The 21,166-nt window shown below is 59.2% G+C and carries 20 protein-coding genes, 2 pseudogenes and 1 riboswitch; of the genes and pseudogenes, 16 read left to right on the top strand and 6 right to left on the bottom strand.

Annotated features, from left to right (window positions below; genetic code table 11):
• Positions 1–77: 77 nt before the first annotated feature.
• The gene (locus tag NKI95_RS11150) at positions 78–311 is read right to left on the bottom strand and encodes a hypothetical protein (protein ID WP_352716655.1); all 234 of its coding nucleotides are present in this window, start codon (positions 309–311) and stop codon (positions 78–80) included.
• A 644-nt stretch (positions 312–955) separates the two neighbouring features.
• Between NKI95_RS11150 and NKI95_RS11145 the strand changes: the two genes are divergently transcribed.
• The 9 genes and pseudogenes from NKI95_RS11145 to NKI95_RS11105 all read left to right on the top strand — a co-directional run bounded on the left by NKI95_RS11145 (position 956) and on the right by NKI95_RS11105 (position 10,923).
• Entirely contained in the window at positions 956–2,098 is a 1,143-nt protein-coding gene (locus NKI95_RS11145; protein WP_352716653.1) for a helix-turn-helix domain-containing protein, read from the top strand.
• Between the two features lie 319 nt (positions 2,099–2,417).
• Positions 2,418–4,160 carry a putative bifunctional diguanylate cyclase/phosphodiesterase gene (locus tag NKI95_RS11140; protein WP_352716652.1) on the top strand — a complete coding sequence of 581 codons (1,743 nt, stop codon included), beginning with the start codon at positions 2,418–2,420 and terminating at the stop codon, positions 4,158–4,160.
• A 175-nt stretch (positions 4,161–4,335) separates the two neighbouring features.
• Positions 4,336–4,857: a ubiquinone biosynthesis methyltransferase UbiE gene (locus NKI95_RS11135; RefSeq protein ID WP_352716774.1), complete on the top strand. Its 522-nt coding sequence runs from the start codon at positions 4,336–4,338 to the stop codon at positions 4,855–4,857.
• Positions 4,854–6,032 (top strand): methyltransferase domain-containing protein, encoded by a 1,179-nt coding sequence (locus NKI95_RS11130; protein ID WP_352716651.1) that lies wholly within the window; start codon positions 4,854–4,856, stop codon positions 6,030–6,032. The genes NKI95_RS11135 and NKI95_RS11130 overlap by 4 nt, the downstream gene beginning before the upstream one ends.
• Positions 6,029–8,395, top strand: a complete 2,367-nt coding sequence (locus tag NKI95_RS11125; RefSeq protein ID WP_352716649.1) for a SpoIIE family protein phosphatase — start codon at positions 6,029–6,031, stop codon at positions 8,393–8,395. Before NKI95_RS11130 ends, NKI95_RS11125 begins: the two co-directional genes overlap by 4 nt.
• 2 nt (positions 8,396–8,397) lie before the next feature.
• Positions 8,398–8,958, top strand: coding sequence for a slr1658 superfamily regulator (locus NKI95_RS11120; protein ID WP_352716648.1), 561 nt, complete (start codon positions 8,398–8,400; stop codon positions 8,956–8,958).
• A gap of 18 nt (positions 8,959–8,976) precedes the next feature.
• Entirely contained in the window at positions 8,977–9,315 is a 339-nt protein-coding gene (locus tag NKI95_RS11115; RefSeq protein WP_352716647.1) for a slr1659 superfamily regulator, read from the top strand.
• A gap of 176 nt (positions 9,316–9,491) precedes the next feature.
• A complete protein-coding gene (locus NKI95_RS11110) occupies positions 9,492–10,154 on the top strand; it encodes an ATP-dependent DNA ligase (RefSeq protein WP_352716646.1) in 663 nt (220 codons plus the stop codon).
• A gap of 111 nt (positions 10,155–10,265) precedes the next feature.
• A pseudogene (locus tag NKI95_RS11105) lies at positions 10,266–10,923 on the top strand (ABC transporter ATP-binding protein).
• 196 nt (positions 10,924–11,119) lie between these two features.
• Here the strand turns inward: NKI95_RS11105 and NKI95_RS11100 are convergent.
• The gene (locus NKI95_RS11100) at positions 11,120–11,323 is read right to left on the bottom strand and encodes a hypothetical protein (RefSeq protein WP_352716785.1); all 204 of its coding nucleotides are present in this window, start codon (positions 11,321–11,323) and stop codon (positions 11,120–11,122) included.
• Between NKI95_RS11100 and NKI95_RS11095 the strand changes: the two genes are divergently transcribed.
• Positions 11,268–11,450 carry a DUF6074 family protein gene (locus tag NKI95_RS11095; protein WP_352716772.1) on the top strand — a complete coding sequence of 61 codons (183 nt, stop codon included), beginning with the start codon at positions 11,268–11,270 and terminating at the stop codon, positions 11,448–11,450. The genes NKI95_RS11100 and NKI95_RS11095 overlap by 56 nt on opposite strands.
• Before the next feature lie 453 nt (positions 11,451–11,903).
• Here NKI95_RS11095 and NKI95_RS11090 read toward each other — a convergent pair whose 3' ends face one another.
• Positions 11,904–12,413, bottom strand: a complete 510-nt coding sequence (locus tag NKI95_RS11090; protein ID WP_352716645.1) for a Ros/MucR family transcriptional regulator — start codon at positions 12,411–12,413, stop codon at positions 11,904–11,906.
• Between the two features lie 313 nt (positions 12,414–12,726).
• Between NKI95_RS11090 and adh the strand changes: the two are divergent.
• Positions 12,727–13,196, top strand: a pseudogene (gene adh, locus NKI95_RS11085) (aldehyde dehydrogenase); the annotation flags it as partial.
• 181 nt (positions 13,197–13,377) lie between these two features.
• Here adh and panC read toward each other — a convergent pair.
• The 3 genes from panC to NKI95_RS11070 form a co-directional block, all read right to left on the bottom strand.
• A complete protein-coding gene (gene panC / locus NKI95_RS11080) occupies positions 13,378–14,271 on the bottom strand; it encodes a pantoate--beta-alanine ligase (RefSeq protein ID WP_352716644.1) in 894 nt (297 codons plus the stop codon).
• Entirely contained in the window at positions 14,268–15,104 is an 837-nt protein-coding gene (gene panB / locus NKI95_RS11075; protein WP_352716643.1) for a 3-methyl-2-oxobutanoate hydroxymethyltransferase, read from the bottom strand. Before panB ends, panC begins: the two co-directional genes overlap by 4 nt.
• A gap of 279 nt (positions 15,105–15,383) precedes the next feature.
• Complete coding sequence (locus tag NKI95_RS11070) at positions 15,384–15,602, bottom strand: hypothetical protein (RefSeq protein ID WP_352716783.1); 219 nt, start codon at positions 15,600–15,602, stop codon at positions 15,384–15,386.
• A gap of 365 nt (positions 15,603–15,967) precedes the next feature.
• Here NKI95_RS11070 and NKI95_RS34435 point away from each other — a divergent pair, with 365 nt between their 5' ends.
• The 5 genes from NKI95_RS34435 to thiS all read left to right on the top strand — a co-directional run bounded on the left by NKI95_RS34435 (position 15,968) and on the right by thiS (position 21,166).
• Positions 15,968–16,138 carry a hypothetical protein gene (locus NKI95_RS34435; protein WP_502908462.1) on the top strand — a complete coding sequence of 57 codons (171 nt, stop codon included), beginning with the start codon at positions 15,968–15,970 and terminating at the stop codon, positions 16,136–16,138.
• An 81-nt stretch (positions 16,139–16,219) separates the two neighbouring features.
• Positions 16,220–17,764, top strand: a complete 1,545-nt coding sequence (locus NKI95_RS11060) for a Fic family protein (RefSeq protein ID WP_353016017.1) — start codon at positions 16,220–16,222, stop codon at positions 17,762–17,764.
• A 182-nt stretch (positions 17,765–17,946) separates the two neighbouring features.
• Positions 17,947–18,063, top strand: a riboswitch (TPP riboswitch).
• Between the two features lie 103 nt (positions 18,064–18,166).
• Positions 18,167–20,002: a phosphomethylpyrimidine synthase ThiC gene (gene thiC, locus NKI95_RS11055; protein ID WP_352716642.1), complete on the top strand. Its 1,836-nt coding sequence runs from the start codon at positions 18,167–18,169 to the stop codon at positions 20,000–20,002.
• The gene (gene thiO, locus NKI95_RS11050; RefSeq protein ID WP_352716641.1) at positions 19,999–21,000 is read left to right on the top strand and encodes a glycine oxidase ThiO; all 1,002 of its coding nucleotides are present in this window, start codon (positions 19,999–20,001) and stop codon (positions 20,998–21,000) included. The genes thiC and thiO overlap by 4 nt, the downstream gene beginning before the upstream one ends.
• On the top strand, positions 20,969–21,166 hold the full coding sequence (thiS, locus tag NKI95_RS11045; protein ID WP_111545250.1) for a sulfur carrier protein ThiS: 198 nt from the start codon (positions 20,969–20,971) through the stop codon (positions 21,164–21,166). Before thiO ends, thiS begins: the two co-directional genes overlap by 32 nt.

Below are 21,166 nucleotides of genomic sequence, written 5' to 3'. Positions count from 1 at the left end.
GGCGGGATGGCTAGGGATGGCTGGTAGCGAATTTCAAGTCCGGTGCCTTGGCAACAGCGCGTCGCGACTGAACGGATTCATGCGACGCGCCTTCCCGCAGCCTTTTGCCGACGAGACTTGACCGCCTCAAGCAGTTCGCGCTCGCTGGTGTGAGCATTTCGAAAAATGGCCACAACCATTACTGTCAAGATTTCGGCCGCCTGGTCCAAAGGGTCGAGATGCTCATCCGCGCAGACCTGATCGAACACGCGTTCGCAAATAGCCAGGTCATGAGGGCTGAGGCAGGTGCGATTGAAATGCCGACGCAGCATCTGTGCGAACCTTTCAGGGCCCGCTACCGTGCTTGCGGCGGGCTTTTGTTGATGAACCGCTGAAGCGATGGCTGTTTAAGTGACAACGTCATCCGCAGTGCATAGGAATCAATTTACTTGGTTCCTGACTGCTCCGTTATTAGTCCTAGCATAAGCGCACACTCACGGGCTTTATATTGTCCGGTAATCATAAGTCTATAGTAATCCTGCCGCTTGTTTTCCGGGACGTGAAATCCGCGCCGAAATTCGGCTGCCTCTTTCGGAGTTCGAGTGCAACCGAGTTTGCTGGCGGTGACTTTCAAACTCGCCAGTGAGCATCCGACCTTTGCCGCAATGTTTTTCAACGGCTCGTTGTTACCGTATCCATCCAGAATTATCCTGCGACGAGCTTCGCTGTTGAGCCTAGTGGCCATTTTGGTGGTCTCCTCAACTGATATTCCACGATGCCCGATTCTATACGCACCAGGTTGAAGAGTGTCGTTGGCGTCGCATCCAGAAACTTATCTCGCAATGCATTTCTTGCCGTAATCCAGCGTGATCGCCGTTTCACTCGACTCGAGTTCACCAGTCTTGCCAGATGCCCGAAGTACACCACATGATTGAGACGGGCATGGGCATACCCGATTCGGATATGGCACCACGCGATGGACACTAAGAGGCAAGACGAGGTCCGTGCGGGGCAGCCGCGGGACCGTGATCGGCGTCGTTGGCCACGCGAAGATCAACCCCACAATGAGGACGCTCCATCGCCCGCGCCGGCGTTCGAACCTCTGCCCTTTTCGACGCTGGAACTGGCGCCAGAGGATCAGTTCGCCGCTTGGCAAGCGCATATGGCGCCGCTTGTCGAGGTCAGGTTGCCGGATGACAAATCGTTGAACGATGGCTTTCCCGCCGACCACACGGCTTGGAATCTCGGTGGCATGCTGATGATTCAACAGCGCGCGCCGGCACATAGCTTCATGCGTTCCGCCGCGAAGCTCCGATCCAGTTCGATCGATCACTGGTATATCGTCTTGCCTCGTACCGGCCGGTCGTGGACGGAGATCGATCGCCGCGTTGCGGAAAACCAGCCGGGCAAGTTGGAGATCAGATCACTTGGCTATCCGTTTCGCGGGAGGGTAACTGACTCGGAAAGTCTCGTTCTCTATCTGCCGCGTGATTTGTTCTCTGATGCGGCGTCAACCCTCGATGCAAAGAACAATTCAATTCTGTCCGGTAACTTTGCCAACCTCTTGGTCGACTACGTCAACAGCATCGAAGCAAGGCTGCGCAGTCTCACCGCTGACGATCTACCCCGCATTGTGCACGTAACACGCAGCATGATCATTGCCTGCCTCGGGCCTCCGGCCGAACAGGCTGCGGCCGCCGAACAATTGAGAAGTGTCGCCCTAATGGAGCGAGCGCGTCGATACGTCCAAAACAATTTGGATGCAGCTCATCTCACACCGGATTCAATGGGCCGGGCGCTCGGCGTATCGCGCTCTCGTCTCTATCAGGTGTTCGAACCGAGCGGTGGCGTTCTCCATTACATACAAAGTCGCCGACTTATGGCAGCCCATGTTGCGCTTAGCGATCCAGCGGACAGGCGGCGCATTGTTGAAATTGCTGAGGCCTTTGGGTTTAGTTCAGCGGCTAATTTCAGCCGAGCATTCAGCAAGGAATTCGGTTACAGCCCCCGCGAAGGCCGCAGTACTGTGGTATTGCCGCGCCCCGCACACTCTGTTTCGCATGCCGGAGACAAGGAGGCCTCTTCCTTTGAAGGTTGGCTCAAGGCGCTCGGAAACTGACTACAGGATCGCGAAGCTGATTGGGCTGACTCAGGTGCCCGGGGCGGCGAAGGTCACGCCGCCTCATGGACCACAATATCTTCGTGTCGCGCCTACTGCGCATCAATCACACAGCTGATTCTCGCCAATTCACGGTTTGTTAACGAACTGTGACGGTTCATCGTTATCGATAATTTGCCGCCAGTCACGGCGGAGAATACATGGAACTAGGCTGCGGGCGGCTCTTATTAAGACTGCGATTTGAAAGTTTGCCAAGCTCGACAGTTATGCTACTTTTAGACTGGGGGGCGCGAGTCTGCACCGCCTATGGAGGTGGTTCTTGCCCTCAGAGGCTTCAGGCGTCGGCACGGAGAGTGAGGGGCCTTCATCGAGCGATGCTCCAAGTGTCGGCGAAGGCGTTCTCGCAGACCTTTTGGCGAACACGACCGAACTTTTGTCGTTCTATGACCGTGACTTTCGCCTGACGCACTACGCGGCCAGGCTCAAAGGCTTGTACGGAGGCGCGGTAGCGCCGGGCGCCGCCGTCTGGGAGATCTACCCGAGCTTTCTCGATACGAGCTATCGCGACGAATTTCTTCGTGTGTTCCAAGGTGCCTCTCCGGCAAGCATCGACTTGCCGCGATCATCGGGCGGAGCGCAACGGTCCGTTTTTGTGTTCACCACGGCAAACGGTGCGGGAATCATCGAATCAAGAGAGGACGGCGGGCGGAGCGCAGCGGAGGAACAAGAGCATGTAGTTCTACTCCATCAGGCGACGCACGACGTGCTGACCGGACTGCAGAATCGGCGGCGATTCGGCGAGCGGCTGCAGCAGGCAATCGCGGCCCTCGGCGGATCAAAGCCGAAAGCCGCCCTTCTGCAAATCGACCTTGACGATTTCAAAGCGGTCAACGACACGCTCGGCCATGGAGCAGGCGACACTCTTCTTCAACTCGCGGCGGGTCGTATCCGCGATGCGCTGCAGGACGGCGAATCCGCATACCGGTATGCCGGCGATGAGTTCGCTGTCATCCAATTGGGAAAGGAGCAGCCAGCAGAGGCTGAACGCCTCGCCGGATCTCTAGTCGACGCGTTCAAGGACCCGTTCGTCATCAACGGCATTCCCGTGTTCGTCGGCTCGAGTATCGGAATTGCTTTCGGGCCGGAGCACGGGACCGATGGCGAACAGTTGATGAAAGCCGCTGACATTGCTCTTTACGCGGCCAAGACAGATGGACGCGGCTGCGCTCGAACATTCAACCGTTCGATGCTGCTCTTGCTCGAGCAACGCGAGAATCTCAGGCGCAGCCTTCGAACCGCGCTGGAGCGCGGCGAGCTTTATCTGGAGTATCAGCCGCTCATTCGGCCTCCCTCGTCAGTGACGGGTTTCGAAGCGCTGCTGCGGTGGCGGCACCCCGAGGTCGGAATCATTCCACCCAACGTGTTCATACCGATCGCCGAAGCCGACGGTCTGATGGACGAGATTGGACGATGGGTGATCGAGGAAGCCTGTCGCCAGGCGTTGACGTGGCCTTCCTCGCTGACAGTCGCAGTGAACCTGTCGCCGGCTCAGTTCCTCAGCGGTTCGCTGACGGACACCGTCGCTCAGGTCCTCGACGCAGTTGGGATTGAAGCCGACAGACTTGAACTTGAGATAACCGAGAGGGTCCTACTTGAGAAGACGATTGACAATATAGACACATTGAATACGCTGAATGTCTTGGGAATACGAATATCGCTAGACGATTTTGGAACATACTATTCTTCGTTGAGCTACCTTAAAAATTTTCCCTTCGATACGTTGAAGATAGATCAGTACTTTATTGCGGACTTGGAGACCGATCTCAAAAGCCAAACGATCGTGCGATCGATCATGAATCTGGCGCACGGCCTCGGGATAAATGTCACTGCCGAGGGGGTCGAGACCCCGGCACAGGCACGGTGGCTGATCAAGGAGAATTGCGATTGCCTGCAAGGCAACTTCCTGGGAAAGCCGCTTGGAGCCGAGGCGATCAGCGGTTTCATCAGGCGGTCCCCGCTGAGGGTGGTACGCGCGATGGAGGAATCAAAACAAGCGCTCTAGCGCCTTGCGCCCTTCGTTAACGGTGAGGCGGAGATTTGTAGAACGATCGAGGCAGATACCGCGCAGTTCTTCAAGTCGGTGCGAGACTGACTCATTACGGGCGCGGAGAAATTTTTCATCGCGGAGGCCATCACCCCGCGAGAGCTCAATACTGATGGAACAAGTGAGGATGCCGATGGGACCTGTTCATCATGACCTGGCTGGAGAGCCGACCTTTGAGCCGATGATCCAGATCGACATGGAAATCAAAGCTTTTGTCTCCGCTTGGAAGCATTGCGATTATGTCTCGACATACGTGGCCCGGATGATCAGTCAGAACAGGTCAGACTCGGTCCACCATTCAAATCTCTTTTCCTCTGCCTTCAACGAATTGCTGGAAGTCGCCTTTCGTACTCGCCATGCCGACGGCGAACTGGCGTGCAGGGTGTCTCGCCATGGCGCGACAGATAGGATCGAGTTGACATTTCCTTGCGTGCCAGAGGAGCGCCAATTCTACGAAGAAGCCGTGTCGCAGTTCGTAGGAATGGAGGCCAGAGAGCGGTATCTCAATTCGGTGTCTGGGGATCTCGCGCCGAGCCGCGAGGTCGTACTCCTGGAATTGGCTGTTGACTACAACGCGACACTCTGGATCGAGGACGCCGAGGGCGATGCAATCAAGCTTGTCGTGGACCTTCCGCTTGAGGGCTTGCAACATTGAGCCCTTACGACCTTCTCCCGCGCTTCAAGGCGCAATACGACGCCAATAACCAGGAGTTCTCCATTTCGGGAGTGGTCCGGCCTCAGGCGATCGATGAGCTTGGGCCGAGCATAGCATTGCTCCGCGATGCGATCGGCCATGTGCGCGGCGTTCTCTACGTCAATGTCAGGCGCCTGACGCAGATGAACAACGCTGCGTTTCACAGCTTTTCGAGGATCATCATCGACGCTTGTCGCGCTCGACCCGATCTCAAATTCGTGGTCATCACGTCAAGCGTCGTCGGATGGACCTCGCGAAAATTCGGTCGCCTGAGCGCAATCGAACCGAACATCACGGTCGAGGAGTATGACACCGAATTCTATCCGGGGCAGGGTTTCCTTGAGGAAGGGGGGTTCGTACCCATCCTGCGCACTCAGACAAAGTTGACCTGGCGCCACGAGCGCGCAATCTTGCCGCGACACGGCATGAGGTCCGGGATCGTCATGGCCGACATCTGTTGCGGGATCGGTGATTTCGCCGTGCTCGCGCAGAAGGAGTTCCAGCCGTCGCGGATCGTCGCCCTCGACCACTCCATATCAAGCCTGAACTATGCTCGACGAGTGATGCGGGAGTTCGACATCCGGGGCATCGAATATACCTATGGCGATGCGTCGGAGATGCTGCTCGACGAAGCGCAGTTCGACTTGGTCACCTGCCGACATTCCCTTCAAATCTTCAATCGACCTGAACTCATTCTCAAGGAGCTCTACCGCATCTGCAAGCCGGGCGGTCGGGTCTATATCACCAACGAGAAGAATTCGCATTGCCTGGGCGAGCCGCGCGCCGAAAGCATTCGTTGGACCTACAACGAGGTGGCGAAGCTGTTCGGGCATTTCGAGATGGACGTCGAGCTTGGACCCAAGAGCCGGCGATACCTGATCGAAGCCGGATTCGAAGACATCCGTATGGAGACCTTCATGGTCACTAACCTGGACGGGGATCCGCAGGACTTCGCCGACGTCATTGCGGCCTGGGCGGACGTCTATGCGGGCGAGATGGCGACCAGACGCGGCGATGGACCGGAGTTCGTCGCACGATTCCGGCAGGGCTTCCAGGACCACATTTTCGCTGCGCTCCACCCCAAGGGTTATACGGGTTGGCCGATCTGGGTCGCATCGGGGCGACGGCCGCAATGAAAGCCGACGATGAGCCTACACCGCGATTCGGCCTGCGCTCCTTTCGAGCGAAATTCGTATTGGTCGTTGGCGGCGCCGTGCTGTTCGACCTCCTTTTGAGCGGTGGCCTGGCGCTTTGGAATGTTCAAAAACTGTCGCGCGACGCCACATCCGAAGTCGGTGAGGGCCTGACGACCGCAAACCAAGAATACATTCGTTCCTATGCCGAATCGACAGCGTTAAGCGTCGACCTGCTGCTCGATCGAGTCCATGGGGACGTCAAGGCGCTGGCGGGCGTGCTGCAGGCCCAGATCGACGATCCAAGCAGGCAACAACAGGTCGGGGCCACGCTTTCGAAGGAGGTGCCCGGCTCCGTGAGGGTCGTCTACGACGCACAGGGCGATTGGGCACAGAACCTGCCGGGAGCGCCTTCCGTGGTCAGCGTCTGGGGCTACCTGCTGGACGCCGACCACAGTCCAATGCCAAGCGTTCAGCGGGAAATAGAAGACAGCACCGTGTTGGACCTCGTTGCGCCGACGCTCATGTCCAGCGGGTCGTCCAAACTGCAAATGTACTATATTGGTCCAAAGGAACGGCCGATCTTCAGGACCGTACCGTATACGGACCAGGCACAGACCTTCGACCGGCTCTATCCAGGCCACAACAAGGCGGAGTTCTGGGAGTTTTTCTTTCCGGGAATCTATGGGTCATGGCAGCAATGGGCCAAGGATCCAGCCTCGCGTCCGGTCCCTGACGATATCACCCAGACAGCGCCTTACACCGATGCGATCACGGGAAAGCTAATCGTCAGCTTTTTCCACCCGCTGTGGACGCGCGATCGCACCGGTATCGCTGGTACAGCGGGAGCAGACATTACTCTCGATCAACTCGCGGAAGTCGTCGAACGTGTGAAGATCGCTGAGACCGGGTTCGGCTTTCTCACAATGTCGACTGGCAACGTGGTGGCGATCAATCCGTCAGGCCAGGCAATCATCGGCCTGACTTCATCGAGCGATGCGGGCACCCAGGGCGTCACCGGCCTGGAGAGGTCCCTGCGGGGAAGTACGCAGCCGGCTATCGCGTCGCTGCCTCTCGACCAGAACAATGACGGTGTCATTCAGCATGTCATGCTCGGCGACAAGGGCGAACGCGTACCCTACATTGTTGTCCTCAAAAGATTGAAGCCGACCAATCTGTGGAGTTCGGGACCGATCAAGTCCGAAATGATGTCGGTCGGGATCGTCGTTCCCGAACGAGAGATCTATGCGTCCCTGTTCGCCGCGCAGAAGAGTATTTCCCGCGCAACCAACCGTATCCTGCTCTTTCAGATCGCCGCGATCGTAGTTTCGCTTCTGATTGTTTTTGCCGCCGTGCTTGGAATTTCGAAGCGGATCACCGCGGGCCTCAGGGCGCTTGCCAGCGCCGCCCAGCGGCTCCAGTCCAAAGACTATTCAGTCCGCGTGAGCATCCCAACGCGCGACGAAGTTGGAGCGGCAGGGATCGCTTTCAACCGCATGGCTGAGCAGATCAGCTTTCACACGGAAAACCTCGAGCAACTCGTCGACGAACGAACCAGGGAACTTGGGGACGCAAATCAGGAGATTTCCGCACTCAATGAAAAGCTGCAGGACGAGAACGTTCGCCTTGGTGCCGAACTCGCGGTCGCCAGACAGATCCAGATGATGGTCCTGCCGAAACAATTCGAACTAGAAGCGATTCCGGGGCTGGAGATCGCAGCCTACATGCGGCCGGCCGACGAGGTCGGCGGCGACTATTACGACGTCCTGCAGAACGGGCCACGGGTCAAGATCGGCATCGGCGACGTGACCGGTCATGGTCTCGAGAGCGGCGTGCTGATGCTGATGGTCCAATCCGTTGCACGTGCGCTGCAGGAGACCAACGAGGGGAACCCGCACCAGTTTCTGGATCGATTGAACAGGGCAATCTACAAGAACATAGAGCGGACGAACACCGGCAAGCATCTCTCGTTGGCCTTTCTTGACTTCGAAGATGAGCGGGTAACGCTATCCGGCCAGCATGAGGACGTTCTTGTCGTGCGTGCGGATGGGGAAGTTGAACGTATCGATACGATTGATCTGGGTTTGCCGGTTGGCTTGGAGAATGACATCTCGAAGTTCATTGCCACGCGTGACATCCTGTTCGGGAGCGGCGACGTGATCGTGCTGCACACAGACGGTGTGACGGAGGCCGAAGACCAAGACAGAGAATTGTTCGGGTTCGAGCGCCTCTGCCAGAGCGCACAAAAACGTCACGGCAGCAGCGCCGAGGACATCAAAACCGGGATCATCGACGATCTGATGGCCCATATCGGGATCCAGAAGATCCACGACGACATCACCCTCGTGATCATAAGGCATAAATAGCCATGCCAACGCTGTTCGGTACCCCTGACATTGCAATCGGGATGAAGGAGAGCGCCAGTCGCGTGCGGCTCTTTGACGGACCTCTCGACTTGAGTTGGCGTCATTGTGCCACGACCGCGGACTTCATCGCCGATCTTTTCGCGTTGCGCTTCCGGTCGTCCCGCAATGACTACATAGAAGTGCGGCACAGTATCGGATATCTGGTCAACGAACTCATCGAAAATGCCGTCAAGTTTCGCGCACCAGGTGAGATCTTGATCGAGGCGTCGATGGATTCGGAGTGCTTCAAGCTCAAAGTGTCGAATGAGGTCGATGGTGAAGATGCCTCTAAGTTCCAAAGTCTCCTGGCGGATCTCACGGTTGGCGACCCCATGGACCTGCTGATACAGCGAATTGAAGAGAATGCCAACAACCCCGACATGGCAGGCTCCGGACTTGGATTGCTGACGTTGATGAGCGACTACGGCGCACGCCTGGCTTGGATATTCAGCGCCGCCGACGAAAGCGATCGGATTTGCGTGGAGACATATGCCTCCATTCCGATCTCGCAAATTCACAACTAGATGAAACGAAGCCAGGCTATGGAAATCAAGACAGACGACTACCGTGTGTGGACTGAAGGAACCGAAATTTTCTTCGACGGTGCAATGCGACTTGCCAGTTCCGACGCCGGGGCGCCTATCACGGCGTTGGCGACCAGTGTTCTTGCCTCGAATCCCGCTTCCATTACGCTCAATCTGAAGGACCTTCAATTTCTCAACTCTTCCGGCATCAACTTGCTGGCGAAATTTACCATCGAGGTGCGCAAGCATCCCGCTGTTCGACTTATTGTGCGTGGAACGCCCGACATACCCTGGCAATCGAAATCATTGCCGAATCTGAAGAAGCTGCATCCCGCTGTGGTGCTTTTGATGGACTGACCAAGGTCGTCCGAAATGCCAAACGACCGCGTGGTGCAAGGGCGCTGCGGCGAGCGAGATATGTACGCCAGGATAAGTATCTGGATGCGAAGCTAACGACAATTCGGCTTCGTGGGCAGATGCTCGCAAATGCTTGGCGGGGGCTGGCACAGGCGGCAGGCGTCCAGGTTGGGGGGATGTCGGGCCGCCTGTGCCGATCAGTCGCCGCTGCGCAGTCAAAGGTGACGTCATTGAGTAAGCGTGCCGAGGTCAACGGTGGCCGGCTGGAGTTCATTCCGCCACAGATCCCGACTTGGGTAGAGCAGCCGCCCGAAGACCGGGGATGGGTTCACGAGGTCAATCTTGACGGTTACCGAACCCAGATCATCATCGATAAAGGCGGCGTGCGTCTTTTCAGCAAGAACGGCAGTGACTGGACCACGAAATACTGGCCCATCGCGCTGGCTGTCGAGCTTCCATGCTGGGCTGCCATTATCGACGGCGAGGTCATTGTGCCAGGCGACCAACGCGCTCCCGATTGCCCTGCCCTGGAAGCCGTGATCTGGAACGAACCCAGCCGCCTGGTGTTCGTCGCGTTCGACATCCTCCATCTCGACGGTCGCAATCTAGCCTCTTTGCCCCTGCTGCAGCGCAAGCAGGTGCTGTGGCGACTGGTTGAGCACGGCCTCGGCAAGATCCAGTACAGCGAGCATTTCGAGCGCAGTGCGCTAGCGATCTTCCGGGCCATCGAGAAGACGGGGCTCGAGAGCATCATTTCGAAACGCGCCGACAGCCGCTACAGGAGCGGATCGTCGAACACATGGCTGAAGGCCAAATATTTCGAAGAAGCCGATTTCTGAGCGTCGACGACCGCCTTTGGCGCAATCGCGGGCTCGGCGATGTCCGCTTTGGTCGGCGGTCAAGTCGGGAATGGCCGCCATGCGGCGCGAAGCGGCATCCATTGCAGCCCAATGGCGGGCGTACAGGTATCGAATGTGTCGCGCAGTTTTGGCGCGCACAAGGCGCTGGACGATGTCTCGATCGACCACGCTGCTGCGCCAGATCGCAGGCTTCGACTTTCCCGACTCTGGTCGCATCTCCATAGGCGGCGAAAGTGTTGAGCGGGTACCGGTGGAGAAGCGGCGCATTGGCATGGTGTTCCAGAAGACGCGCTGTTTCCCAATATGAGCGTCTCCGACAATGTCGCCTTCGGCTTGTCAGTGCGCGGCGAGCCCAAGGCGGTGATTGCCAGCGAGGTGCAGCGCGCACTCGACCTGGTGCAGCTCAGCAGGCTCGGCGGCCGCCGGCCGCACCAGCTGTCCGGCGGCCGATTGCCGTCGGCCCGGGTACCAAGCTTGCCGCAGGCGCCAAGGCAAGCTGCGCTGTGCGACCCGAACGCATCCGCATCTTCACTGATGCCGAGGCACCGGATGCGTCCAATGCGAATGTGCTGCGAGGGAAGGTGTCAAAGCGCATCTTCGCCGGAATAGCAGCACCTACTTTGTCGAGCGTGCTGACCAGACGCTCAAGGTGATTGTGCAGAACACCGGTGCTGGCAGGCTGACGGAAGGTCAGGATGTCGTGCTGTGTTGGTCGCCGGAAAGCACGGTCTTGATTGCGGCGCGGTAGCAAGCCACAGACGTGCCACTGCCCGACCCAGATGGGGAGCGTGGATGACATGCGTTTGTGATGGGAAAAAAATTGCGTGCGGCAGCCTGGTTGAGGTCGGCGCCAGAAACCCCGATACGCCCGCCTACGAGACCATCACAATGTTTGGTGACTAGTCGCGAGACCGTTCGCCCATGCCAGAACTCTTGCTACATGCTCACCAGCCAAAAAGGGATGCGCCGTTAACCAGATTTTCTAACCCTCCAATGCTTAATCGCGAGACTGAATGGGTGAGGTGATCGGTGTCAAACATAAGGGCGTTTCCGCTGTATCGGCGGCGGAAGTTGGTCGAGGAAATTGCCCGCGTGCTGGAATCCAAGAACGGGGAGGATGCGAATGCGTTCTGGCGCAGCACCGCCAAGACAATTCTCCTTCAGTTGTCCGAATCAGGAGTTGCGCTCAGGCTCGCCGAACTGGAAGTTGGATCGCTTCTTCATGCCGTCTTAGGCGATATAGCCAGCCGGAGTGCTGCGAAACGCGTACATTAGCGTCGACTCACGAGGATTGATTGCCCCTCGCAGACTCGACTAGGCTTGGCATATGTTACCAGCACTGCTTCCGTCGAACGCAAGGCCTCTCTATCCCCATTGGGTCTAGGCTGGTAGATTCGGCAACCGAGCGGGTGACGCTATTTTGCGTGATTTCGCAGTCCGCATCCAATGTCAGGTGCGGCTCGCAGATTGTTTCGGTCGCGTGGGCGGAATTCGTCTTGGAACTACCAGCCAGGTCGACAGTGCAGGCCGAATTTGGTTCTCGAACGCACGCTGGCCGCTATTCGTAACTCGAGGCCGCTGAAGGAACGGCGGGAGTTCGGCTACACTTTCTCGGCAGGTATGGCACGGCGCAAGTGGACGATCCGGTCACCGATGTGCTGGGGCACGCCGTCGCCGCCAACTATGCCGCAAAGATGGCTGGGCGCAATCGCGTCCATCTGGCGGAGGTCAGGCTTTGGCGTCTGCCAACTCTGACCGGACGCGCTTAGACCGTAGCTTTCCGCTTTGCGGGGCCTTTCCCTGGGGTGGTTTTGCAGTCGCTCTGCGGCCAAGACCGCTAGCTTTAGCCAGAGCAGACCGCTTGGCCGCATAGTTAGGCGCCACCATAGGGTAGTCCCAGGCCAGTCCCCACTTGGCTCTATACTCGTCAGGTGTCATGCCCAGCAAACCCAGGTGACGCTTCATAGACTTGAATTTCCGCCCATCCTCTAGGCTCACGATATAGTCAGCAAATATCGACTTCTTCGGATTTATGGCCGGAGTAAATACCGGTGGCGGTGCCACGACCGGCTGGACTAGGGCCGATAACGCAGAATTGACGGTAGCAATCAGAGTTGGCAGATCGGCCACGGGCATTGCGTTGTTCTGGACATAGGCCGCGACGATGTCCGCCGTCAGGCCCAACAAACCAGTGCTTGTCTGCTTAGTTGCTTGAGCCATCAAGGTCAGTCCCCTCATTAGTCACACGTTCCTATTTCGGAATTTTTACCAACGCAAATCCTAACGACGACTATTTGTTTGGCAGGTAACTACGACAGCAATGCGTGCTCGTAAATGAACGCAGACGCCAGCCATCGCCGACGCATTTGCATTCAGCCCACGCTCAACTCCCAGTGGCTGGCGCCGCCCCTCGGCGGCGGTCCTTCGGAGTCCGCTGCCCGCCAGATATTGCGAGAGCAGGCGCGCGCCGCTGCCGGTATGCGATCGTTCTAGTCGGCTGGACAACTATCCTTGGCCGACTCATCATCCATTGATGCATCTCGGAGCAACTCGAAAAATCCTAGGCTACTTTGATATCGGCCGTCAGGAAGGCGCCGAGGTGCTGACTGGCGGCGGGCGCGCCGAACTTCCGGGCGACCTTGCCGGCGGCTACTATGTTCAGCCGACCGTGTTCAAGGGGCATAACAAGATGCGCGTGTTCCAGGAGGAAATCTTTGGACCGGTGGTCTCAGTCACCATGTTCAAGGATGACGGACAGGCGCTGTCGATCGCTAACTATACCCTTTACGGCCTCGGCGCCGGTGTCTGGAGCCGCGATGCAAATCATTGCTACCGCTTCGGCCGAGCCATCTAGGCGGGCCGCGTGTGGACCAACTGCTACCACGCTTATCCCGCGCATGCTGCGTTTGGCGGTTACAAGCAGTCGGGCATCGGCCGCGAGACCCATAAGATGTGCTTGACCACTATCAGCAGACCAAGAACATGCTGGTCAGCTACAGCCCGAAAAAACTCGCTTTTTTTGATCGATCCGACTGCGCTACCACAACGGCGGGGTTTCCGCCTTGGCTCCGCTGCTGTGTTAGCTTTGTTTGGCACATGCCGTATTCGCCCTAGGAGAACGCTCCGCTATCCTGAGTGTCCGACAAGCAGGTTGACATGGAGATGAGCCGCGCCAAATCGCGTTCGCGGCAGGAGTTGGATTTCACCCTAGCGGGGAAGTCCGCAGCGACTCATTTGGGAGTTGGCAAGCCGGCAGTGTTCTGACGTTGTCAATGAGCCGCGTTTGGCCGAGCCAGGCGGCTGCGAGCAGGCGGGTCGGCCGATCGATGCTTGCTATCGGTTGCAGATCTGCTTCGCCACGGAGTTCCAGGTACTCGACCTCGCGATAGCCTGCGGACAGGATCGCTGCACGCGCTTGGGCAAGCGCTGGGAGGACGGGAGAGCCGTTCGAGAGCCCCTCCGCAGTATCGAGCAGGACCGATGCGAGCCTTGGGGCAATGGCCCGCTCCGCTGGCGAGAGCCGAACATTGCGCGATGACAAAGCCAGACCATCGGGTTCCCGGACTGTCGGACAGGGGACGATGGTAATTGGCATATCCAGGTCCCGGACCATGCGAGTGATAAGTAGAAGCTGCTGAAAATCCTTCTCTCCGAAAAAGGCGAAGTCAGCGCCGGTCTGCAGGAAGAGCTTTGCAACGACGGTCGCCACCCCGTCGAAATGGCCAGGCCGGGACGCACCGCACAGGCCTTCGCTGACGCCGGACACGGACACGGTCGTGGTGAAGCCGTCAGGATACATCTCAGTCGCATGCGGAACGTAGAGCAGGTGTGCGCCCAGTGGAGTGAGTTTTGCAGCGTCTTCGTTTTCGGTGCGGGGATAGGCTGCAAGATCCGCGGCACTGTTGAACTGCTTGGGATTGACGAACAGCGTCACGATCACACGATCGGCCTTCTGAAGCGCAGAACGCACGAGACTCAAATGTCCTTCGTGCAAGGCTCCCATCGTGGGCACCACGGCGATGCTGGCACCAGAACGGCGCCATCCCGCCACAACGGCACGAAGTTCGACAATGGTGCGGACAATCGGCACGCTCATGGGAAATCTCCGGCCTTGGGCGCATCGGCGAAGAGATGTTCGGCGGCTGGAAAGCGCCCTTCCCGCACATCAGCCGCGTAGGCCGCAATGGCAGCTTCGGCCGCTGAGCCCAGTTCAGCATAGCGCTTCACGAATTTCGGCCGAAAACCAGTGAACATGCCCAGGATGTCGTCGATCACAAGGATCTGCCCATCGCAGGCGTCCGAGGCACCGATGCCGATCGTGGGAATTGTGGCTCTCTCGGTTATTCTCCGTGCGAGCGGATCCGTGACCTTTTCCAGCACTATGCTGAACGCCCCGGCCTCGGCAACAGCAATGGCGTCGCGAAAAATCCTGTCGCCGTCTCCGCCCCTGCCCTGGACTTTATAGCCGCCGAACACATTGACCGATTGCGGCGTCAGCCCGACGTGGGCCATGATGGGAATCCCGCGAGCAGTGAGAAAGCGGATCGTCTCGGCCATGCTCTCGCCGCCTTCCAGCTTGACGGCGGCGCATCCGGTTTCCGCCATGAGCCGCGCGCCGTTGCGAAAGGCCTGTTCGGGGCCTTCTTCATAGGAGCCGAATGGCATGTCAACGACCATCAACGCGCGCTCAAGACCGCGTCGCACGGCCTTGCCATGCATGATCATCATGTCGAGCGTGACGCCGAGGGTCGAGGGCAGACCGTGAAGCACCATGCCGACACTGTCGCCGACCAGCACGACGTCGCAATATCTGTCGACGAGCTGCGCAACGGGTGTGGTGTAGGCGGTCAAGCAGACGACCCGATCCTTGCCCTTGCTGGCCGCGATGTCCGGCGGCGTCAACGCCTTCGTTTCTACCGCCACACTCATCGGCACATTTCCCCGGCGTCAGGTTTTAAGCGGTCAACGGTTTTGCATAGTTTTGTGCAGGTGCGAAGGCCAAAATCAAACTGCATCGGAAAAGTTGGTGCATTGCGAAGCGCTTCAAACCAAGGGCTAGAGGCCGCCATTTTCTGCTGCTTCGGCCGAGTTTCGCAGTACCCTTATTGTGATTGTTTTGAGCAAGAGCGTGGTGGTGGTCTCAAGGGGTGTGCTTCAGCTCGAACGGTTTGACTGCCGCAACAGCGCGGTTCACGTTCAGAATCGATCTCAGGCCACAAGGCGTACCGAAATGCATTGTGGCGAAAAAAATAGGCAATGACTGAACACGGGACCAAAGCTGTAAGGCAACGCATAAAAGCCGGCGAGCGCCATGCTATCGCCGCGGAACTGATTGCGGTTTTGGTCGCGGTGACGGCTGGCCAACCGCGTATCATAACGATTGGAGACGGCAAAGCCTTGCCTTCCGGCCCGTTCGAGCTTGGACATCGATCCTGCAATCCGGCCTGAGAGACTGGGTCGAGCAGCAGACGCGCCATCCGCTGGGCTACATCGAGCAGCTCTACACCTTCGCCGACCGCGACCGGTCAGGAGACGGGGGCGCGCAGCGGGGTGATTTCGATTAGCTATCTCGCCCTGACCCGCGAGGAGCAGGCTGAACCTGCCGATAAGGCCGCCTGGCGCAACTGGTACGCTTATTTCCCATGGGAACATCATCGCGCTGGCGCTCCGTCGACATTGCCTGAGGCGTTTGTCCCACGCCTGAAGGCGTGGGCCGAGGCAGCCGATGATCGCGCAGTGAGCCACGATCGCTGGCGGCGCGCGGTGATCGCTTTCGGCCTTGAGAACCACGCTTGGATGAGGACTTGGTGCTGCAGCGCTACGAACTGCTTTACGAGGCGGGGTTTGTGGAGGAAGCCCAGCGCGGTCAAAATGACGCTTACGCCCCATCAATCTTCGGCCGAGCCATGCAGAAGGATCACCGCCGCCCTTCAGGATCGGTTTTCGCAAAAGTCGGCTTGTAGCATCAATTTTCATCAGATAGAATCGTTTTTCATAGTATTTGGCTGAGCTGCACCAAAATTCGAGGAAAGGATCCCCTTTTCATGCCTGTGGCGCAGAAGCACCAATTTTCAGGTCCTGTTCTCGTTTTTCAGGAAATCCGCCTTCCGGAGATGGTGACCCCGGCCGGGTACAGCGCCCTGATCGGAGCCTACGAGCTCGCCGTCCCCTTGCCCCGGACGCTGTCGGCCACTGGCGAGCATCATCGCATTACCGAACGGGATGGTTGGCGGATCATGACGCCCCGCCATGCCCCACATCCAACACTCGAAGGCCACCTGACCTTCGCGCTCAAGTACGAGGGGCTCGACCTTGCCGTCCTCAAACGGCTGTTCCAGGTGACCGGTCCCGCACCGATCGAGGCGCTCGTCCGTGAAAGCCCCACAGGCAGCTATGCCCGCCGCATCTGGTTTCTATATGAATGGCTGACGGGCACGCGTCTCGATCTGGCGGACGCGGAGGCCGGACGATACGTTTCGGTTGTCGATCCCGAGCTGCAGTGGCCCGGATCCGAGAAGACCGCTTCGCGCTACCGCATAAGGGACAATCTCCCCGGCACGCCTGAGTTCTGCCCGCTGGTGTTCCGAACCAAGACTCTCGAAAAATTCATCGCCCTTGAACTACCGCGGCGCGCGGAGGCAATCGTAGCGGACGTGCCGCGCGACCTCCTTGCTCGGACCGCCGCCTTTCTTTTGCTCAAAGACTCGCGATCAAGCTATGCGATCGAGGGCGAGCGCCCGCCGCAAGATCGCATCCAGCGCTGGGGCCGCGCCATCGGCGAAGCCGGCCGCTGGCCGATCGATCGCGATGAGCTGCTGCGTCTGCAAAGAATTGTACTTGGCGACGCCCGTTTAGTAAGACTTGGCTTCCGAAAAGAAGGGGGTTTCGTCGGTGAGCATGACCGAGACAACGGCACGCCCCTGCCCGATCACATCAGCGCTCGGCCCGAGGACCTGCCGCGGCTAATCGATGGAATGGCGGCCTTCGATCAGGGCCCCGCGCAGAACCTTGATGCAGTCATAGCCGCCGCAATCCTCGCCTTCGGCTTTGTCTACATCCACCCGTTCGAGGACGGAAACGGCCGCATTCACCGCTACCTAATCCACCACGTCCTTGCCATGCGCGGCTTCAATCCGCCGGGAGTGGTCTTTCCCGTCTCGGCCGCGATCCTGGACCAGATCAACGAGTACAGGGGCGTGCTCGAGAGCTATTCGCAGCGCCTTCTGCCGTTGGTGGAATGGGAACCGACGCCGCAATTCAACGTCCGGGTGCTGAATGACACCGGTGATTTCTACCGGTTCTTCGATGCAACCCCGCACGCCGAATTCCTCTATGCCTGCGTTCGGCGGACGATCGAACGGGACCTTCCCGAGGAAACCGCATTTCTGCAGCGCTACGATCAATTCCGGCAGCAGGTGGACGCCTTTATCGAGATGCCCGAGCGGTTGACCGATCTGCTCTTCCGTTTTCTTCACCAGAATGATGGACATCTGTCGAACCGCGCGCGCGAAAAGGAATTCGCCGCGCTGACCAGTGACGAGGCAGGAAGAATCGAGGCGATCTACGCGCAAACCTTTGGTGCCCATTGAAGGCGTGATCATCAGGATCGATTTTTAGTCCGACCGTTTGCGATTCCCTTGTCCCTGCCTTCATCTCCCACGCTTGACTTGTCGCCGAGACATGCACGATTTTTTCCGCACGGTCTGACCGGCCGCCGATCGGCCGCGGCCAGAACGCGCTTGACAAACCGGCGCCGGCCCGTTCAACCTGACGCATTCACCAGGGGAGTCCCGGCAAGGGGCTGAGATACTGCTTGCTTTCGCGGCGCAGTGACCCGTTGAACCTGATCCAGTTCATACTGGCGTAGGGACGGTGCAAGCGCTTTGCGGGAGTTTACGCCCCAGGTCCTGTTTCGGCAGGTCGACAGAAGCGTCTTTTCATCCTTCCGGCACAGAACTGGGTCTCCAATGCATGAGCAAAGGAGCCTCAAGATGAATGCCCTCACTCCCGCCGTCTCGACGGGACCGCTGCCAGCCTCGCGGAAAATCCACAAGCCCGGCGTCCTCCATCCGCAGATCAGGGTGCCGATGCGCGAAATCTCCGTCCATCCAACGGCCGGCGAGCCGCCCGTCACCGTCTACGATCCGTCCGGCCCCTATACCGACCCGGCTGTCGAAACCAGCATTGAAAACGGTCTTGCCCGGCTTCGCCACGAATGGATCACGGCGCGCGGCGATGTCGAGGCCTATGACGGCCGCCGCGTGCGGCCGGAGGACAACGGATTTGTGACCGGTGAGCGCCTGACGCCGGAATTTCCCATTCGCAACCGGCCACTCAGGGCCAAGGCAGGCAAGGCGGTGACCCAGCTTGGCTATGCGCGCGCCGGCATCATCACCCCCGAGATGGAGTTCGTCGCCATCCGCGAGAACTTCGGCCGTCAGATGTTGCGCGGCAAGCTGCAGCGCGACGGCGAAGCCTTCGGCGCGGCCATCCCCGATTTCGTAACGCCGGAGTTCGTGCGCGACGAGGTGGCGCGCGGACGCGCGATCATTCCCGCCAACATCAATCATCCCGAGAGCGAGCCGATGATCATCGGCCGCAATTTCCTGGTCAAGATCAACGCCAATATCGGTAATTCGGCGGTCACCTCCTCGATGGCCGAGGAAGTGGAAAAGATGGTGTGGGCGATCCGCTGGGGCGCCGACACGGTGATGGACCTGTCGACTGGCCGCAACATCCACAACATCCGCGAATGGATCGTGCGCAATGCGCCGGTGCCGATCGGCACGGTGCCGCTCTACCAGGCGCTGGAGAAGGTGGGCGGCATCGCCGAGGATCTGAGCTGGGAGGTCTATCGAGACACGCTGATCGAGCAGGCCGAACAAGGCGTCGACTACTTCACCATCCATGCCGGTGTGCGGCTGCATTACATCCCGCTGACCGTCGACCGGGTCACGGGCATTGTCTCGCGCGGCGGCTCAATCATGGCCAAATGGTGCCTGCACCATCACCGGGAAAGCTTCCTCTACGAGCATTTCGCGGAAATCTGCGACATCTGCCGCGGCTATGACGTCTCCTTCTCGCTCGGCGACGGGCTTCGTCCGGGCTCGATCGCCGACGCCAATGATGCGGCGCAATTCGCCGAGCTGGAAACGCTCGGTGAATTGACGAAGATCGCCTGGGCAAAGGACTGCCAGGTGATGATCGAGGGGCCGGGCCACGTGCCGATGCACAAGATCAAACAGAACATGGACAAGCAGCTCGCCGTCTGCGGTGAGGCGCCGTTCTATACGCTTGGCCCGCTGACGACCGACATCGCGCCAGGCTACGACCACATCACCTCAGGTATCGGCGCCGCCATGATCGGCTGGTTCGGCACAGCCATGCTCTGCTACGTCACGCCCAAGGAGCATCTTGGCCTTCCCGATCGCGACGACGTCAAGACCGGCGTAATCACCTACAAGATCGCCGCCCATGCCGCCGATCTGGCGAAGGGTCATCCGGCTGCAAAGGTTAGGGATGATGCCCTTTCCCGGGCGCGCTTCGAGTTCCGCTGGGAGGACCAGTTCAACCTGTCGCTCGATCCCGAAACCGCGCGGTCCTTCCACGACCAGACCTTGCCCAAGGAGGCGCACAAGCTGGCACATTTCTGCTCGATGTGCGGTCCGAAATTCTGTTCCATGCGTATCTCTCACGATATCCGCACGGAGGCCCAAAAAGAGGGAATGGCCGCGATGGCGGCGAAATACCGCGAGGGCGGCGACCTCTACGTGCCCTCGGACGAGACCGGCGCACCGCTTGTGCCGGAGGCACATGAGCGATCATGAGACTGCTGGTCAAAGGGGCTGGCGTCGGCGGCCTCACCGTCGCCTTCGAACTCGCCACGCGCGGCGCGGCTGTGACCGTTGCCGAGACAAGGCACAGCCTTGGCGGCAATGCGTCATGGTTCGCCGGCGGTATGCTGGCGCCATGGTGCGAGCGTGAAAGCGCGGAGCAGCCAGTGCTGGATCTCGGACGCGATGCCGCCGACTGGTGGGATGCGGTACTGCCGGGTCACGTGACACGGGCCGGAACCCTGGTCGTGGCCGCGCCGCGCGATGCGGGCGAGCTCGACCGGTTCGCCAGCCGCACCTCGGGTCATCGGCGTGTCGATGAAGATGAAATCGTGTTGCTCGAGCCCGACCTCGCCGGCCGCTTCCGCCGCGGACTGCTCTTCCCCGACGAAGCCCATCTCGACCCGCGTCAGGCGATGGCGGCACTTCATGATAGGCTGGCGGCGATGGGCGTCGAGTTCCACTTCGGCGCCGACGCTTCGGCTGTTTCCGGTTTCGATCGCCAGATCGAATGCACGGGAATGGCGGCGGGCGATGACCGACTGCGCGGCGTTCGCGGCGAGATGCTAATCCTGAATACGCCTGATGTCTCGCTGTCGCGCCCAGTCAGGCTGCTTCATCCGCGCTTTCCGCTTTATGCGGTGCCACGCACCGACCACCGTTTCATGATCGGCGCGACGATGATTGAAAGCCAGTCTGTCGGACCGGTCACGGCGCGATCGATGATGGAGCTGCTGGGTGCCGCCTATGCCCTCCATCCGGCCTTTGGCGAGGCCGAGATCGTTGAAACCGGTGTTGGCGTCCGTCCAGCCTTTCCCGACAACCTGCCGCGCGTGGAAACGAACGGCGAGATCATAGCGATCAACGGACTCTATCGTCACGGCTTTCTCCTCGCCCCCGCTATGGCGCGCCAGGCTGCCGACCTGATTTTCAGTCAAGACAGAACCAAGGAGCTTGCCCATGAAACTAACGGTCAATGGCGAAGCGCATGAGGTTGCCGCCACCACGCTGGCGGAGCTGCTTGCCGCGCTCGACTATGAGGGCGATTGGCTGGCGACGGCCGTCAACAGCGACCTCGTGCACAAAGCCAACCGGGCGGAATTCCAGTTGAGCGACGGCGACCGGATCGAAATCCTCTCGCCGATGCAGGGAGGCTAG

The organism is Mesorhizobium sp. M0306 (genome assembly GCF_040321655.1).
Classification (GTDB): Bacteria; Pseudomonadota; Alphaproteobacteria; order Rhizobiales; family Rhizobiaceae; genus Mesorhizobium.
This window is presented reverse-complemented; position numbering and strand designations above follow the sequence as displayed.

Excerpts from the sequence above, each read along its gene's own strand:
- NKI95_RS11150 (WP_352716655.1), bottom strand. The coding sequence starts at position 311 with ATGCTGCGTCGGCATTTCAATCGCACCTGCCTCAGCCCTCATGACCTG.
- NKI95_RS11145 (WP_352716653.1), top strand. The coding sequence starts at position 956 with ATGGACACTAAGAGGCAAGACGAGGTCCGTGCGGGGCAGCCGCGGGAC.
- NKI95_RS11135 (WP_352716774.1), top strand. The coding sequence starts at position 4,336 with ATGGGACCTGTTCATCATGACCTGGCTGGAGAGCCGACCTTTGAGCCG.
- NKI95_RS11125 (WP_352716649.1), top strand. The coding sequence starts at position 6,029 with ATGAAAGCCGACGATGAGCCTACACCGCGATTCGGCCTGCGCTCCTTT.
- NKI95_RS11120 (WP_352716648.1), top strand. The coding sequence starts at position 8,398 with ATGCCAACGCTGTTCGGTACCCCTGACATTGCAATCGGGATGAAGGAG.
- NKI95_RS11115 (WP_352716647.1), top strand. The coding sequence starts at position 8,977 with ATGGAAATCAAGACAGACGACTACCGTGTGTGGACTGAAGGAACCGAA.
- NKI95_RS11110 (WP_352716646.1), top strand. The coding sequence starts at position 9,492 with ATGTCGGGCCGCCTGTGCCGATCAGTCGCCGCTGCGCAGTCAAAGGTG.
- NKI95_RS11090 (WP_352716645.1), bottom strand. The coding sequence starts at position 12,413 with ATGAGGGGACTGACCTTGATGGCTCAAGCAACTAAGCAGACAAGCACT.
- panC (WP_352716644.1), bottom strand. The coding sequence starts at position 14,271 with ATGAGCGTGCCGATTGTCCGCACCATTGTCGAACTTCGTGCCGTTGTG.
- panB (WP_352716643.1), bottom strand. The coding sequence starts at position 15,104 with ATGAGTGTGGCGGTAGAAACGAAGGCGTTGACGCCGCCGGACATCGCG.
- NKI95_RS11070 (WP_352716783.1), bottom strand. The coding sequence starts at position 15,602 with ATGTCCAAGCTCGAACGGGCCGGAAGGCAAGGCTTTGCCGTCTCCAAT.
- NKI95_RS11060 (WP_353016017.1), top strand. The coding sequence starts at position 16,220 with ATGCCTGTGGCGCAGAAGCACCAATTTTCAGGTCCTGTTCTCGTTTTT.
- thiC (WP_352716642.1), top strand. The coding sequence starts at position 18,167 with ATGAATGCCCTCACTCCCGCCGTCTCGACGGGACCGCTGCCAGCCTCG.
- thiO (WP_352716641.1), top strand. The coding sequence starts at position 19,999 with ATGAGACTGCTGGTCAAAGGGGCTGGCGTCGGCGGCCTCACCGTCGCC.
- thiS (WP_111545250.1), top strand. The coding sequence starts at position 20,969 with ATGAAACTAACGGTCAATGGCGAAGCGCATGAGGTTGCCGCCACCACG.